The sequence below is a fragment of the Stenotrophomonas sp. STEN083 genome (assembly GCF_056759195.1).
In genome coordinates, this window is the sequence record NZ_JBRRCU010000094.1 from 1 (window position 1) to 12828 (window position 12828).

11 protein-coding genes are annotated in these 12828 nt (G+C 60.7%); 8 read left to right on the plus strand and 3 right to left on the minus strand.

The genetic code is table 11. The features are described from left to right. Nucleotides 1–130: 130 nt before the first annotated feature. Nucleotides 131–1498, minus strand: a complete 1368-nt coding sequence (locus tag ACVOK8_RS18315; RefSeq protein WP_481568073.1) for an alpha/beta hydrolase — start codon at nucleotides 1496–1498, stop codon at nucleotides 131–133. Nucleotides 1499–1764: 266 nt separating this feature from the next. Between ACVOK8_RS18315 and ACVOK8_RS18320 the strand changes: the two genes are divergently transcribed. Then, complete coding sequence (locus ACVOK8_RS18320; RefSeq protein WP_481568074.1) at nucleotides 1765–2094, plus strand: DUF2834 domain-containing protein; 330 nt, start codon at nucleotides 1765–1767, stop codon at nucleotides 2092–2094. A 292-nt stretch (nucleotides 2095–2386) separates the two neighbouring features. Here ACVOK8_RS18320 and ACVOK8_RS18325 read toward each other — a convergent pair whose 3' ends face one another. Together ACVOK8_RS18325 and ACVOK8_RS18330 are read right to left on the minus strand one after the other, a co-directional pair. Beyond that, a complete protein-coding gene (locus ACVOK8_RS18325; RefSeq protein ID WP_481568075.1) occupies nucleotides 2387–4648 on the minus strand; it encodes a KAP family P-loop NTPase fold protein in 2262 nt (753 codons plus the stop codon). Nucleotides 4649–5103: 455 nt separating this feature from the next. After that, nucleotides 5104–6075, minus strand: coding sequence for a GlxA family transcriptional regulator (locus ACVOK8_RS18330; RefSeq protein ID WP_481568076.1), 972 nt, complete (start codon nucleotides 6073–6075; stop codon nucleotides 5104–5106). A gap of 104 nt (nucleotides 6076–6179) precedes the next feature. Between ACVOK8_RS18330 and ACVOK8_RS18335 the strand changes: the two genes are divergently transcribed. The 7 genes from ACVOK8_RS18335 (at nucleotide 6180) to ACVOK8_RS18365 (ending at nucleotide 12739) form a co-directional block, all read left to right on the plus strand. Further along, nucleotides 6180–6728 (plus strand): cysteine hydrolase family protein, encoded by a 549-nt coding sequence (locus ACVOK8_RS18335; RefSeq protein ID WP_481568077.1) that lies wholly within the window; start codon nucleotides 6180–6182, stop codon nucleotides 6726–6728. A 101-nt stretch (nucleotides 6729–6829) separates the two neighbouring features. After that, complete coding sequence (locus tag ACVOK8_RS18340) at nucleotides 6830–7222, plus strand: hypothetical protein (protein ID WP_481568078.1); 393 nt, start codon at nucleotides 6830–6832, stop codon at nucleotides 7220–7222. Between the two features lie 454 nt (nucleotides 7223–7676). Continuing rightward, the gene (locus ACVOK8_RS18345) at nucleotides 7677–8588 is read left to right on the plus strand and encodes an STM4015 family protein (protein WP_481568079.1); all 912 of its coding nucleotides are present in this window, start codon (nucleotides 7677–7679) and stop codon (nucleotides 8586–8588) included. A gap of 22 nt (nucleotides 8589–8610) precedes the next feature. Continuing rightward, nucleotides 8611–9720 (plus strand): STM4014 family protein, encoded by a 1110-nt coding sequence (locus ACVOK8_RS18350; RefSeq protein WP_481568083.1) that lies wholly within the window; start codon nucleotides 8611–8613, stop codon nucleotides 9718–9720. Continuing rightward, nucleotides 9713–10528, plus strand: a complete 816-nt coding sequence (locus tag ACVOK8_RS18355) for an STM4013/SEN3800 family hydrolase (RefSeq protein WP_481568080.1) — start codon at nucleotides 9713–9715, stop codon at nucleotides 10526–10528. The genes ACVOK8_RS18350 and ACVOK8_RS18355 overlap by 8 nt, the downstream gene beginning before the upstream one ends. Next, a complete protein-coding gene (locus tag ACVOK8_RS18360) occupies nucleotides 10525–11886 on the plus strand; it encodes an STM4012 family radical SAM protein (RefSeq protein WP_481568081.1) in 1362 nt (453 codons plus the stop codon). The genes ACVOK8_RS18355 and ACVOK8_RS18360 overlap by 4 nt, the downstream gene beginning before the upstream one ends. Before the next feature lie 7 nt (nucleotides 11887–11893). Beyond that, nucleotides 11894–12739: an STM4011 family radical SAM protein gene (locus ACVOK8_RS18365; RefSeq protein WP_481568082.1), complete on the plus strand. Its 846-nt coding sequence runs from the start codon at nucleotides 11894–11896 to the stop codon at nucleotides 12737–12739. Nucleotides 12740–12828 lie beyond the last annotated feature (89 nt).

Genomic DNA, 12828 nt, shown 5'->3' on the forward strand with positions numbered 1-12828 from the left:
TAGCCCCGCCCCCGCATGACCAACCCCCCTCTCCCGCCGGCGGGAGAGGGGTTGGGGTGAGGGCAGAACAAAACCACCAACCCCAAACCTCCAGCCCCCCAACCAAACTCAGCCGTAAAACCCAACCGACTCACCGCTCAACACACCTACCACCAGCCTCCCCACCCGCAACAAACACCCCAACCGCCTCAACAAAACACCCAGGCGCAAAGTAAGACAGCAAATGCGCCCCACCCTCCACCGTGCTGAAGCTCACCTCCCCAGCCTTCCCCAGCACAGCCGCATGCTCCACCGCCCCCGCATACGCCGTATTCGGATCCAGCGTCCCATGCACAACCAAAGTCCTCGGTAGCACCCCAGGCGACTTCCCAAACCAAGCATCCTTCCCATAAGCAGGCACAGGCGCCCCCACCAGAAACCCCGGGATGGCACTGACAAACAAAGCCCCAGCAGCCTCCTGCTCCACCAGCTCGCGCGTAAGCCCCGGCCGCGCATTGTTCTCCGACGCCGAGATCAACATCACCAGCGGCAACGAAGGCTGGTTGTTACCGCCCTGCCCCATCCCCGCCATCGCCGTCTTCAACTCCGCCACCGTCGCCAGCAGCGCGGACGTATCGTTCACCGCCAGCCCATCGACGATGTCGGGAATACGCGCACGCAGCGCAGGGATGTTCAGCAGCGAGCCCAGCAAGCGACGCAGATCACCACCCGGCACCGCGTCCTTCCACGGCGCGGTCGGCGCAGCGGCCAGCACACGCTGATAGACCGCCACCTTCTGTTGACCCAGCACCGAACGCCCCACTGCATCCACCAACGCCGTGCGCCGACTCAGATCCCACTGCTCGGTGGTCTCCAGCGGCACCAGCCCATCCAGGATCAAACCGTCCAGCGGCATCGGCGCCACCTGCAGCGCACGCAAGGCCAGCTGCGTGCCATACGACACCCCGTACAGATAGGTCGGCCCACTGCCGCGATAGCGCGACATCAGCAGCGCAAGATCCTGCGCCGCCTCGGTCACCGAGAACGCTTGCGTGCGCGCCGCATCCGCATACATCGCGCCAATGCAGCCACCCCACTCGTCCCCGGCCAACGCAGCACCATCCGCACTGTCCGCCGCCTCCTGCACCGGGCAAATGCGCTCCGACCGGCCCACGCCACGGTGGTCCGGAATCACCAGGTCATAACCGGGAAACGCACGCCGGAAGGTCGCAACCACCGGATACAAAGACGCCCCGGACTCACCAGGCCCACCAGCCAACAACCAAACCTCCCCACGCCGCTCCACCGTCTCGGCAGGAAACCAGCGCACGAACAGCTTCAGCGAACCATCGGCCGGCGATTCATGCCGCAGCGGAACATGGGTGGTGACACAAAGGCTGCCTTTCAGCGCAGGAGACGAATCCGCGTCGGTGCAGGCCACCGGCGCCTCAAAGGCCAGTTCCGCGCGCGCGGGAAGCGCGGCAAACAATGCAGCCGCGAAAACAACAGATCGAAACATCGACTTTCATCCCCTGATAAGCAGGCGACAGCATGCCAGTGAGTTGGGGTGGCGGAAATGTCCATCGGTAATGGGTAATTGAGGGCTGAGCGCGCCTAGGTGCCGCTTGGTGCCGCTCAGCTCTTACGGGCTCCGGAAATGATTGCGGATCGGTCTTCTTTGATCCCACTGAACCTACCGCGCTAGCCCTCAACAAGGCCCAAGATCACTTGGTCCAAGCGATAATCCACGCCAGAGACAACCAATCGAATCAGCCGGAGAGCAACATGCGGTTTGTTTACCTACTTCTCTGCATCGCAGGCACCGCCCTACCGCTCGCCCAGTTTGTGCCATGGATTTCCGCCAACGGCCTCAATGTGCCGCTCTTGGTGCAGCAGGCGACATCCAGCAACATTGCCGCTTTTGCCTGGGCGGATGTCCTCATCTCGGGGCTCGCGACAATTGCACTCATTTGCGCCGAAGGGCGCAGGCTGGGGATGCGTCGTTTGTGGCTTCCGCTATCCGGCATTGTGGTTGGCCCATCATTAGCGCTCCCACTGTTCTTGTTGCTCAGGGAGCGACATCTCGTGACCTCTAGAAAGAAAATCCTCCGATAAATCGCGACCACCAGAGCCGACGCTAACCAGACGACTCCCAGTCAATCAACCAGCAATTCTTCACAAGAAACATTTTCACCGGAATGAAATCTATTTTTGATGGAGCCGCAGCACTCGGAAAGGCCACAAATCATTGTTTACAGCCAACAAATATCAACCCACTCGACTCAAAGCTAATTTCACGCACATCGTACGCTGAAGTTTATTAAAGATGGCTCCTAGCCAACGGATTCGATTGCGATCTAAAAAGAAGATAAATACCCCCATGTCAGTAACGAATAGTCGGTGCCAGCTAAATGTCACTTGATGAGGAGAATGCTCCAACTAGCTCACTGGCCTGCCGTGCCAAATTAGAATCCGATCCAGCCGCCAATTTATTTAATCGACTGAGCACTTCTTCCACATTCAAGAAGCGAGCGACATTGGATGCCTTCAACGGGTAAGAGACCACATCGTTCGTAGCATGCCAACTCCGCATTTCATTCAGCATCTTAAGGAAATCAACATCCTCCCGGCAAAGATCAACCACTTTCCTCTTGACCTCCTCAGCCAAATCTGAATCATATTGAATCCATGCGTAGAATACTGAGATAACTCTGGGAATTCGATGCAGATCAGCGGCTGTCAACTCCCGATACCTCCGCAACAATTCCTCGGCCGCGACCGCCAACTCCTTCTCTGACAATAACCATTCGTCCTGAGGCTTCTTCTGATCCCCATACAGGCCGTGGTCAAAGATTTCGCCTCGAAGTATCTCTGTAAGCCATCCGATGGATGCGCCTGATGCAAAAAGTCCTTGGGTCAGGCCTACACGTGACTGCCCCGCCCCTATTTTTTTCCAAATGCTCTCCAAAACCCGAGCTGCATCGCGCCAAATCCAGTACTCACCCCAGTCACCTCTACCGACTGTCAACGCAGCCGCATCCATGGTTGCGGCTAAGGCTTCCGCTATACCTGGTAGAGCCAACGGAGCAACAGAAGCTATGCCACCTCCCTTAAGACGATCCAATAGGGGCTGAGCAGCCACCCGCCCTTGCGGAGTGAGGGCGCTTGCAAGCTCCGTGAGCTGAACCACTGCCCTAGGTGGGTAGTGCTGAGCATTCTCGAGGAATATGGCAAAAGCCATATCGCTAATAGACTCCTGTGGAGCTGACAAAGCAAAATAATACCGAAAATGCTGAGGGCTACCTAACCGCTTATCACGAACGTAGCTCGACACTTCCTGATTTCCGTACAAGGTCAGCCCCCAGGTGGAGCCACCATCTTGCTTAATTAAATCAAAGCTAATACCAGGCAGATTTGAAGCAAGCGCCTCTCTTCGCGCATCACGCAACGAATTAGCGCTAGTGGGCTCATCAATGATGGAATTCAAAAGCCTGAGCTCAATGCTTTTGCTCTCCTCAGCTATCGTCGCCCCCGCATGCCTAGCAGAATACTCGATCAAGTAACGCTCGATCCATTCGTGAAGTTGAGGAGACTGCAGGCGAACGAGCTGCAACCACACCATGTCAGGGATATCGATGCAAGCCAGGACCGGAGTTGCGTAGAAACGCAGCGAATTAACTGCTCGAACAACATGCCGCGGGGTCAATAACGCCCGACCACCTTCATCATCAACTACCTGGGCGAGACGATTCCGTACTGCGTCTCCGCGTGAATCGTCATTTCCTAACAATTCCGGATAAAGGAGCTGTAGCTCGTAACGGAACATTCTCCGCAAATCAAAAGCTTCAGGCTTCGGCACATGAAAACTGACCTGAACAATTTTCTCCAAAAAGGAGTCGCCATTCTCGATCTCCAATTCTACTGAAAGGTTCCGCACAAGGACTTCGCGGGAATAGCAAAGCACGAAAACAATGTTCGGAAAGTCAACGACCGCGCGTACCAGGCGGAGCACCTCCGTCACCTCAGCAGGCTCAAGGCGATCAAGATCATCTATAAAAACTACTATCTTTCGCTTTAAACCCCTTAGCTCGCGTTGAATTTCACCCTTCTCTCTATCTAGGGAGGCACCGCCGAGCCATTCATCTATTGATCGCTTTCCAACCTCCATTGCAGTCCCTGCACCAATCAGACCAAACAACTCAGCTAGCTTCCCAGTCTGCACCAACCGGGTTGAGAATCCGGAAAAGAGAGCTCTTATCTTCCGTTTACGAGCAGCTTTCGCCGAGTAGCGCTTCGGAAATACCCTTCCCAAAAGCACCCTATCCCACCGTGACGGCGGGAGGTCGGAATCGACTTCTATCGCAGCGTTCGTGATTTCAACAAAAAGCTCTTTTAGCAGTCCATCGCGGGAGCTAATCAACCAAGGAAGAAAGCGGATTATTCGTGGCGTATCTTCTCCAAAATCACGTAGCGCATTGGAAACAAGGTTAATAAAGCTCGACTTTCCCGACCCCCATCCACCCTCGATACCAATAACGAAGCCATCTGGCGACGCCATTTTATGAATGGCATCTGCGACATGCCTAGCAGCTAGGCCAAACCCGAGTCGGTCTTCACCACTACTTTCGATTGGGCGATCACCATGAAAAGGCTTCTCATCATCGTCCATTGATCAATCTCCCAAGATATCTACCTACCATCCATCTGCCTAAGACAGCCTCGTAGCGGCACCTGCAACTTACTTGCAATTCCGCCGCCAAGAATATCAGCCTGACTATTTGATCTCGATCCTAACCTTGGAGGCAATAGTGCCTTAAAGGGCCTTATCACTCGACACCTCTACTGTGAGCGCCAGCAGTATTCAAGTGAAAAAATTGACCTAACAGCAATAGCAAACACTCATTACCGGCGAGGCCAGAGAAAGACTCAACTTTACAAGACAATTGCCACAAACTTGAAACCTCAATACGGCACCCACAACCTACAACCTACAACCTACAACCCACAACAGCATAGTCAATCGAATATTATTCGAAAGGCACAGCACAACAAGCGTAAGAGTCATAACGAGCGAGATTTAGAACGGAGCCACGCTTACGTCGTGACCGTCGCTGCGACAGACTATTACCCACCAAACCGCCTCCGATACTCCCCAGGCGACAACCCCACAATCCGACTGAACACCTTCCGAAACGAACCCGGGTCGCTGTAACCCACGTCCCAGGCGATCCGCTCCAGCGGCACATTACTGGTCTGCAGCATCTCCCGTGCGCGGGCCACGCGTACGCGCTGGCAGTACACAGTGGCGGTCATGCCGGTGGCTTTCTGGAAGCGACGCAGGAAGGTGCGCTCTTCCAGCCCTGCGCGTTGTGCGAGCTCGTTGGATGCGACCTGCTTGGCATGGGTGTCGTGCAGCCATTGCTGCACGGCCAGTACTGCGGCGTCGCCGTGCGTCAGGCGTGGCGAGAAACTGCTGTAGTAGCGCTGTTGGCGGCCGGGTGGGTCGATCAACAGCGTACGTGCGACATCCAGCATCACTGCGGCGCCGAGGTAACGGTCCACCAGCCGCAGGCCGAGGTCGGTCCAGGCCATGGCACCGCCTGCGCTGAAGATGTCGCCGCCGTCGATGAGCATCTGGTCCACGTCCAGCGTCACGTCCGGAAAGCGTGCGGCCAGCAGCTCGGCGTATTGCCAGTTGGTGGTGATGGTGCGGCCGGCCAGGCGCCCGGTTTCGGCCAGCAGGAATGCGCCGGCGCAGACCGATGCGAGCGTGCTGCCGTCGTCGTGCAGTGCGCGCAGCCAGTCCAGGTAGGGCGCGGCGGCTTCGGTGGAGATCGGCGGCTGCATGCTGGGCGGCAGGATCATTACCTGCGGTGTGCCGGTTGGTTGCTGGCTTGAGCTGTAGACGGTCTGCGGCGCTTGGCCGGGGGCATCGATGCGCCAGTGCGTGACCTGCAGTTCGGGGGCGGCGGGTATTGCGCGTTCGCTGGCGAGCCGGCCGGCCAGGGCGAACAGGTCGGTCAGGCCGAGGACCGCCGCCAGCTGGGCGCCGGGATACAGCAGGATTCCCACTTGGATGTGACCGTCGGTGCGCATCTGTCGGTACAGCCCTCAAGAATGTCGGTAGCGCCTCTTCGTGGTGGCAGGCTGGTCGCGGAGACTTCTCCCACACCATTCAACCACCCATCAGGGAGCCGTACATGAGCAAGCGCGCCATTATCGTCGTCGATTTTCAGAATGAATACCTCGCCACTGGCAAGCTGCCGCTGGTGGGCATTGATGCCGCCACCGCCAATGCGGTGCGCGTGATTGCCGACGCGCGGGCCAAGGGCGTGCCGGTGCTGCATGTCCGCCATGAATCCACCAGCAGTGATGCGCCGATCTTCGTGCCGGGCTCGGACGGGGTGCGGATCATGACCGCTGTCGCGCCCAACGGCGATGAGCCGGTGATCGTCAAGAACCACGTCAATTCGTTCCGCGATACCGATCTTAAGCAGCAGCTTGAAGCGCGCGGGATCGAGGACGTGGTTGTGGTTGGTGCGATGAGCCATATGTGCGTGGACGCGGTGGTGCGTGCGTCCGCCGACATGGGCTATGCGGTCACCGTGCTGCATGACGCCTGCGCTACGCGTGACCTGGAGTTCAACGGCATTGTGGCGCCGGCTGCGCAGGTGCATGCGGCGATGATGGCTTCGTTTGAGTTCGGTTATGGACGGGTTGTTGCGACGGATGCTTATCTGGCGGAGTGATCGCGCCGACGGCTTTGGCGATGGCTTTCAACTGCGCTGGTCTGGTACAACGCGGCACGGCGTTGCGGAGCAACGCTGGCCCGAACTACTGGACATACTCAATGCGATTCAAACCATCTCGCCTGGCCACCCTTCTTCTGCTGGGCGTTGCTGCGCCTGCTTTTGCTGAAACGACCATCTGCAAGATCGAGGGTGATTCGATTGGCCCGGAGTTGATCTCCTGGGACACCAAGACGCAGCGGGCGCAGGTGAAGCTGCTGGGCGAGGACTTGCAGGGGAAGATGACCTGGAAGCGGAAGCACGATGATCTTGGTGACAAGGTCAATTTGAGCTTTACGCCTGCTGATCCGCTGTTTGGGGATGAGTATGAGTTTGTGGTGTTCCCTACCGAGGATGGGCATCGGGTGATGGGGGTTGGGTACAAGTACTACAACGGGGTTAAGTATTTGAATATCAGCCAGGGGAACTATGTGGCTGTTTGTAGTTCGTTGTAGGTCTGAAGCTGGTTGTTTGGTTTTGTGGGAGGTGGGTTGGCTGCGAAGCTGGGGTGCTTGATCTGCTGGGTTACTGCGTAGAGCACCCCTCCCCAACCCTCCCCTGCGCTGCGCGCAAGGGAGGGGGCTGAGCTGGCTTCGCTTTTTGCTGCTGGTTTGCTGGTGGACTCTTTCTGTGGGAGCTGCGTGAGCCGCGAAGCTGGGGGTGCTTGATCTGTTGGGTTACTGCGGAGAGCACCCCTCCCCAGCCCTCCCCTGCGCTGCGCGCAAGGGAGGGGGTTGAGCTGGCTTCGCTTGGTTCTTCTGCTTGCTTGTTTGCACTTGATTGCTGCTCTAGCACAGCGAGATTACGGAACGGCGAAGGCTGTACGCCTTCCATCGAACGTGCTGCATTGCTGCCAGCATTCGCATCCTCTCGGTTATGCTACGGCACCCATTCCGGCAAGGACGTACCGTGACCATTGGCGAATACACACAGGTTTATCGTGGCAAGAAAGTCGTTGACTTCAAGATGGGTGGCTCGGCCGTAGCCGGCGATGTCGCTTACCGCTTGATGCAGGAATACGACAGCGACGAGAGCCAAGAGGAACTGCTGGCCAACTTCTTCGAGCAGGTTGATCCGAAGTCGATTGAAGTGCTGGTCATCGGCGCATGGGATGAAGCCTCCGGCGAGGGCCCGCAGGGCCTGATCGATGGGCTGATTGCGCGCCGTGCCGAGCTGGGCAACCTGAAGGCGCTGTTCGTGGGCGACATGACCTACGAAGACTGCGAGATGTCGTGGATCAACCAGATCTCCTACAACCCGCTGCTGGAGGCCTTCCCGGGCCTGGAGTCGCTGCGTATCCGTGGCACCTCCGAACTTGAGCTGCAGCCCTTCACGCATGCGTCGCTGCAGGAACTGGCGATCGAGAGCGGCGGCCTGCCGAACGAGATCGTCATTGCCATCGCCAACTCCACGCTGCCGGCCTTGCGCCATCTTGAGCTGTGGCTTGGCGATGATGGTTATGGCTTCGATGGCGATGTGGCGGTCTACCAGCGCCTGTTGTTGGCGATTGGGCCGGAGCGCCTGCAGTACTTGGGCCTGCGCAACGCCATGATCAGCGACGAGCTGGCGGTGTGGCTAGCCGGTGAGCCCTGGCTGGGTACGCTGCAGACGCTGGACCTCTCGCTGGGCACCATCGGCGACGTCGGCGCACAGGCGCTGTGCGAGAGCCCGAACCTGGGCAGTCTGCAGCGCATCGACCTGAGCCACCACTACATTTCCGCAGCCTGGCAGCAGAAGCTGCAGGCGCTGCCGTGCACGGTGGTGCTGGACGATCCGGAAGAAGAAGACGACGGCGACCGCTACGTGGCGGTATCCGAGTAAGGCGAAGATGGCCAATTGGCTGTTGATCGGCCCGCGCGGCAGCCGCCGTATCGGGTGGCTGCAGCGTGCCCTGCACGATCAGGGCGCGCCTACCGCGCATGTGTTCGATTACGAAACCCTGCTCGCCGAGCCTGCGCGCCTGCTTGAGGCACTCGCGCAGGCGCCCGATGCCATCGTCAAACTGGAGTCACCCGGCGAAGCGCCTGCGCTGCATCAGGCCTTGGTGCTGCGTGGCTGGGAGCTGTCCGGCGCTGCTGGCGATGCGCCCTTGCCTGCCGCGCATGGCGAGCTGGTGCATCAGCAGTTCTGGTATGCCGGCTTTGCCGATGTGCTGGCGTCGCTTCCAGCGGGGCCGCATTACCTCAATGCACCGGTCGATCTGGCCTGCATGTCGGACAAGCTCCACTGCCAGCAGGTGCTGGCCGATGCAGGCGTGTCGGTGCCGCCCTTGTTCGGGGCGATCAGCGGCTACGAGGATCTATGCGCGCAGCTGCGCGATGCGGCCTGCGAGCGCGTGTTCATCAAGGCCCGCTACGGTTCGTCCGGCGCGGGCGTGCTGGCTTACGCGCGCAACCGCGATGGGCGCGAGGTCGCCTATGGCTCGGCGGAACTGGTGGAACAGGACGGCCGCTGGCGGGTGTTCAACTCGCTGCGGCAGCGTCGTTACGACCGGCACCGCGATATCGCGCGATTGGTCGACCTGCTGGCCGAGCAAGGCGCCTACATCGAGCGCTGGATTCCCAAACCCACCGTGCCGGGCAGCGATGGCCGTCGCTATGACGTGCGCGTGGTCGCGCTGGATGGCCAGCCACGGCAGCGGGTAGCGCGGATGAGCGCGGGCGCGCTGACCAACCTGCACCTGGGCAATGCGCGCACACAGCTGGAAGCGCTGCTGGATGCCGATGCCATCCGCCACCTGCAAGCAGCCACGGTGAGCGCCGCAGCTGCATTCCCCGCCAGCCGCATGATCGGCTTCGACCTGATCGTGCGCGGTACGCGCAGCTGGGTGCTGGAAGCCAATGGCTTCGGCGACCTGCTGCTGGACCTGCGCCATGACGGGCGCACCACCTACGAAGACCAGGCGCTGTTGGCGCCTGCGCGTTCCGCCATCAACGAGTACGCCCATGCTTGAGACCCGCTTGCCCGACATGCACTGCATCGTCGGCAGCCATGACGTGGTGATGATCACCCTGGACGCCCTGCGCTTCGATGCGGCCCAGCGCTGCTTCGAGCGCGGGGAGCTGCCGGTGCTTGCGCCGCACCTGCCGGCCGATGGCTGGGAGCTGCGGCATACGCCGGGCAGCTTCACCTATGCGGCGCACTCGGCGTTCTTTGCCGGCTTCCTGCCCACGCCTGCACGACCGGGCCCGCATCCGCGCCTGTTCGCGCTGGAGTTTGAAGGCAGCGAGACCATCGTGCCGGAGACTTTCGTGTTCTCCGGCCGTGCCGATATCGTCGGTGGCTTCCGTGACCAGGGCTACCGCAGCATCTGCATTGGCGGCGTTGGCTTCTTCAACCGCCGCAACGCGCTGGGCTCGCAGCTGCCGGGCCTGTTCGAGGAAAGCCACTGGCAGCCCGAGCTCGGCGTGACCGCGGTCGACTCCACCGAGCGCCAAGTGGCACTGGCCTGCGAGCGCCTGCAGGCAGCGGGCGAGCAGCGCTGCTTCCTCTTCATCAATGTCTCGGCCATCCACCAGCCGAACCGGCATTACCTGCCCGGCTGCGACGCGGATGGACTGGACAGCCACTGCGCCGCGCTGCGCTACGTTGATGGCGAATTGGCGGCGTTGTTCGCTGCCTTGCGTGCGCGTGGGCCGGCCTTCGTGATCATCTGTTCCGACCATGGCACCGCTTACGGCGAGGATGGCTTCCACGGCCACCGCCTCGCCCACGAGACGGTGATGAACGTCCCCTATGCGCATTTTGTGTTGAGCCCATGACCGCCCATCGTTTGTCAGAGCTGCTGCGGCTCGAGCCCTACCAGGCCTATTCGTACTCCTACCCGCACAAGTCCGCGTACCGGCCGATCACGCAGCCGCCGCTGCTTGCCGATGCCTGGGCGAGCGAGCCGCGTGATGCATTGTTCCTGTACCTGCACGTGCCGTTCTGCAGCTACCGTTGCGGCTTCTGCAATCTGTTCGCAATGGCGCGGCCGGCGCCGGCGCAGGTGGAAGCCTATCTGGCGCAGATGGAGAAGCAGTTGCGGGTAACCGCCGACGCCTTGGGCGAGCACCGCTTCGTGCGCTTCGCGCTGGGCGGCGGCACGCCTACCTATCTGGATGCGCCGCAGCTGCAGCGGCTGTTCGACTTCGTGCAACGCCACGCCAACATCGACCTGCATTCGATTCCCGCTGGCATCGAGGTGTCGCCGGAAACCGTGGACGCGGCGAAGATGAAGATCTGCCGCGACGTCGGCATCGACCGCGTCAGCATGGGCATCCAGAGCTTCAGTGATGCGGAAGTGCGCTCGCTGGTGCGTCCGCAGCAACGCGCGGTGGTCGAGGAAGCCATCGCGCAGATTCGTGCGGCAGGCATTCCAACGCTCAACCTGGACCTGATCTACGGCATCGCCGGGCAGACCGTGGCCAGCTTCCTGACCTCGATCGACAGCGCCCTCGCCTTCCAGCCGGAAGAGCTTTACCTCTATCCCCTGTACGTGCGCCCGCACACCGGGCTGGACCGCATCGGTGCGAAGGAAGGCAGCAAGCGCTCCTTCGTCATTCATCCCGAATCGGTGGACAACCGCCTGGCCCTGTATGAAGCCGGCCGTGAGCGTCTGCTGGCCGCTGGCTATGAGCAGGTCTCGATGCGCATGTTCCGCGCGGCCAACGCGCCGGATTCCGGTGGACCGGCGTATTGCTGCCAGAGCGACGGCATGGTTGGCATCGGCTGCGGCGCCCGCTCGTATACCAGCGGCCTGCACTACTCCAGCGAGTACGGCGTCAGCCGCCGCTCGGTGGCGGATATTCTTGCGCACTACCTGGAACGCGATGAGGCCTCTTTCGCCCGCATCGACTATGGCGTGCGGTTGGATGAGGACGAGCGCCGTCGCCGCTTCGTCATCCAGTCCCTGCTGGCGCAACCGGGGTTGGATCTTACGCAGTACCGTGAGCGCTTCGGCACGGAGTGCTTCGACGACCTGCCGCAGCTGGATGAGTTGTTCGAACAGGGCTTGGCCACGCGCGAGGATGCACTGGTCGCGTTGAATGACACTGGTCTCGCCCGCGCCGACACCATCGGCCCGTGGCTGATCTCCGCTGGCGTGGCCGAGCGCATGCGCGATTACCAATTGGATTGAGCCGCGCATGCACCTTTCCATCCTCTATCGCGGCCGGCTGAGCAGTTGCAACTACGACTGCCCGTACTGCCCCTTCGCCAAGACCTACGACACCCGCGCCGCCCTGCGCCGCGACGCCGAGGACCTTGCACGCTTCGTCGACTGGGCGGAGCGGCAGACGATGGAGTTGTCGGTGCTGTTCACGCCATGGGGAGAGGGGCTGGTGCGCCGCCACTACCGCGATGCGATGGTGCAGCTGAGCCATATGCCGCACGTCCGCCGCGTGGTGATACAGACCAACCTGTGCATCGGCACGCGCTGGCTGGACGAGGTCAATCTCAACAGCTTCGCGCTGTGGTGCACCTATCACCCGGGGCAGGTAACCCGCGCCGCCTTCTTGGCCCGCTGCAATGAACTGGCCCGACGTGGCGTGCGTTACACGGTTGGCATGGTGGCGATGCGTGAGCATCTGGAAGAGATCCAGTTGCTGCGCGGCGAACTGCCGGACGAGGTGCCGATGTGGATCAACGCCTACGACGAGCGCCCCGCCGGTTACTACAGCGATGCCGAGATCCAGCAGCTGCAACGCGTGGACCCGCACTTCCTGTTCAACCTCCAACCTTCGGCCAGCCTGGGCGCGCCCTGCTTCACCGGCGAGAACGTGGTGTCAGTGGATGGCGATGGCAACGTAAAGCGCTGCCACTTCGTCGCAGAGCCGTTGGGCAATCTGTACGACGGCAGCTTTGCGGCCCAGCTGCGCCCGCGCGGCTGTCCGAACCAGCGTTGTGATTGCTACATCGGTTATGCGCACCGCAAGGAGCTGCCGTTCCAGCGGGATTATCCGGCGGGGGTTCTTGAGCGGTTTCGGGGGTAGCGGTAGAGCCGGGTCAAAACCGGCAAAACCGGCAAAACCGGGGTCGCTGGGGGGTATGCGGACGAAAGACCCCAGAGACCCCGCTTTTT

Excerpts from the sequence above, each read along its gene's own strand:
- ACVOK8_RS18355 (WP_481568080.1), top strand. The coding sequence starts at position 9,713 with ATGCTTGAGACCCGCTTGCCCGACATGCACTGCATCGTCGGCAGCCAT.
- ACVOK8_RS18320 (WP_481568074.1), top strand. The coding sequence starts at position 1,765 with ATGCGGTTTGTTTACCTACTTCTCTGCATCGCAGGCACCGCCCTACCG.
- ACVOK8_RS18360 (WP_481568081.1), top strand. The coding sequence starts at position 10,525 with ATGACCGCCCATCGTTTGTCAGAGCTGCTGCGGCTCGAGCCCTACCAG.
- ACVOK8_RS18335 (WP_481568077.1), top strand. The coding sequence starts at position 6,180 with ATGAGCAAGCGCGCCATTATCGTCGTCGATTTTCAGAATGAATACCTC.
- ACVOK8_RS18330 (WP_481568076.1), bottom strand. The coding sequence starts at position 6,075 with ATGCGCACCGACGGTCACATCCAAGTGGGAATCCTGCTGTATCCCGGC.
- ACVOK8_RS18315 (WP_481568073.1), bottom strand. The coding sequence starts at position 1,498 with ATGTTTCGATCTGTTGTTTTCGCGGCTGCATTGTTTGCCGCGCTTCCC.
- ACVOK8_RS18365 (WP_481568082.1), top strand. The coding sequence starts at position 11,894 with ATGCACCTTTCCATCCTCTATCGCGGCCGGCTGAGCAGTTGCAACTAC.
- ACVOK8_RS18340 (WP_481568078.1), top strand. The coding sequence starts at position 6,830 with ATGCGATTCAAACCATCTCGCCTGGCCACCCTTCTTCTGCTGGGCGTT.
- ACVOK8_RS18325 (WP_481568075.1), bottom strand. The coding sequence starts at position 4,648 with ATGGACGATGATGAGAAGCCTTTTCATGGTGATCGCCCAATCGAAAGT.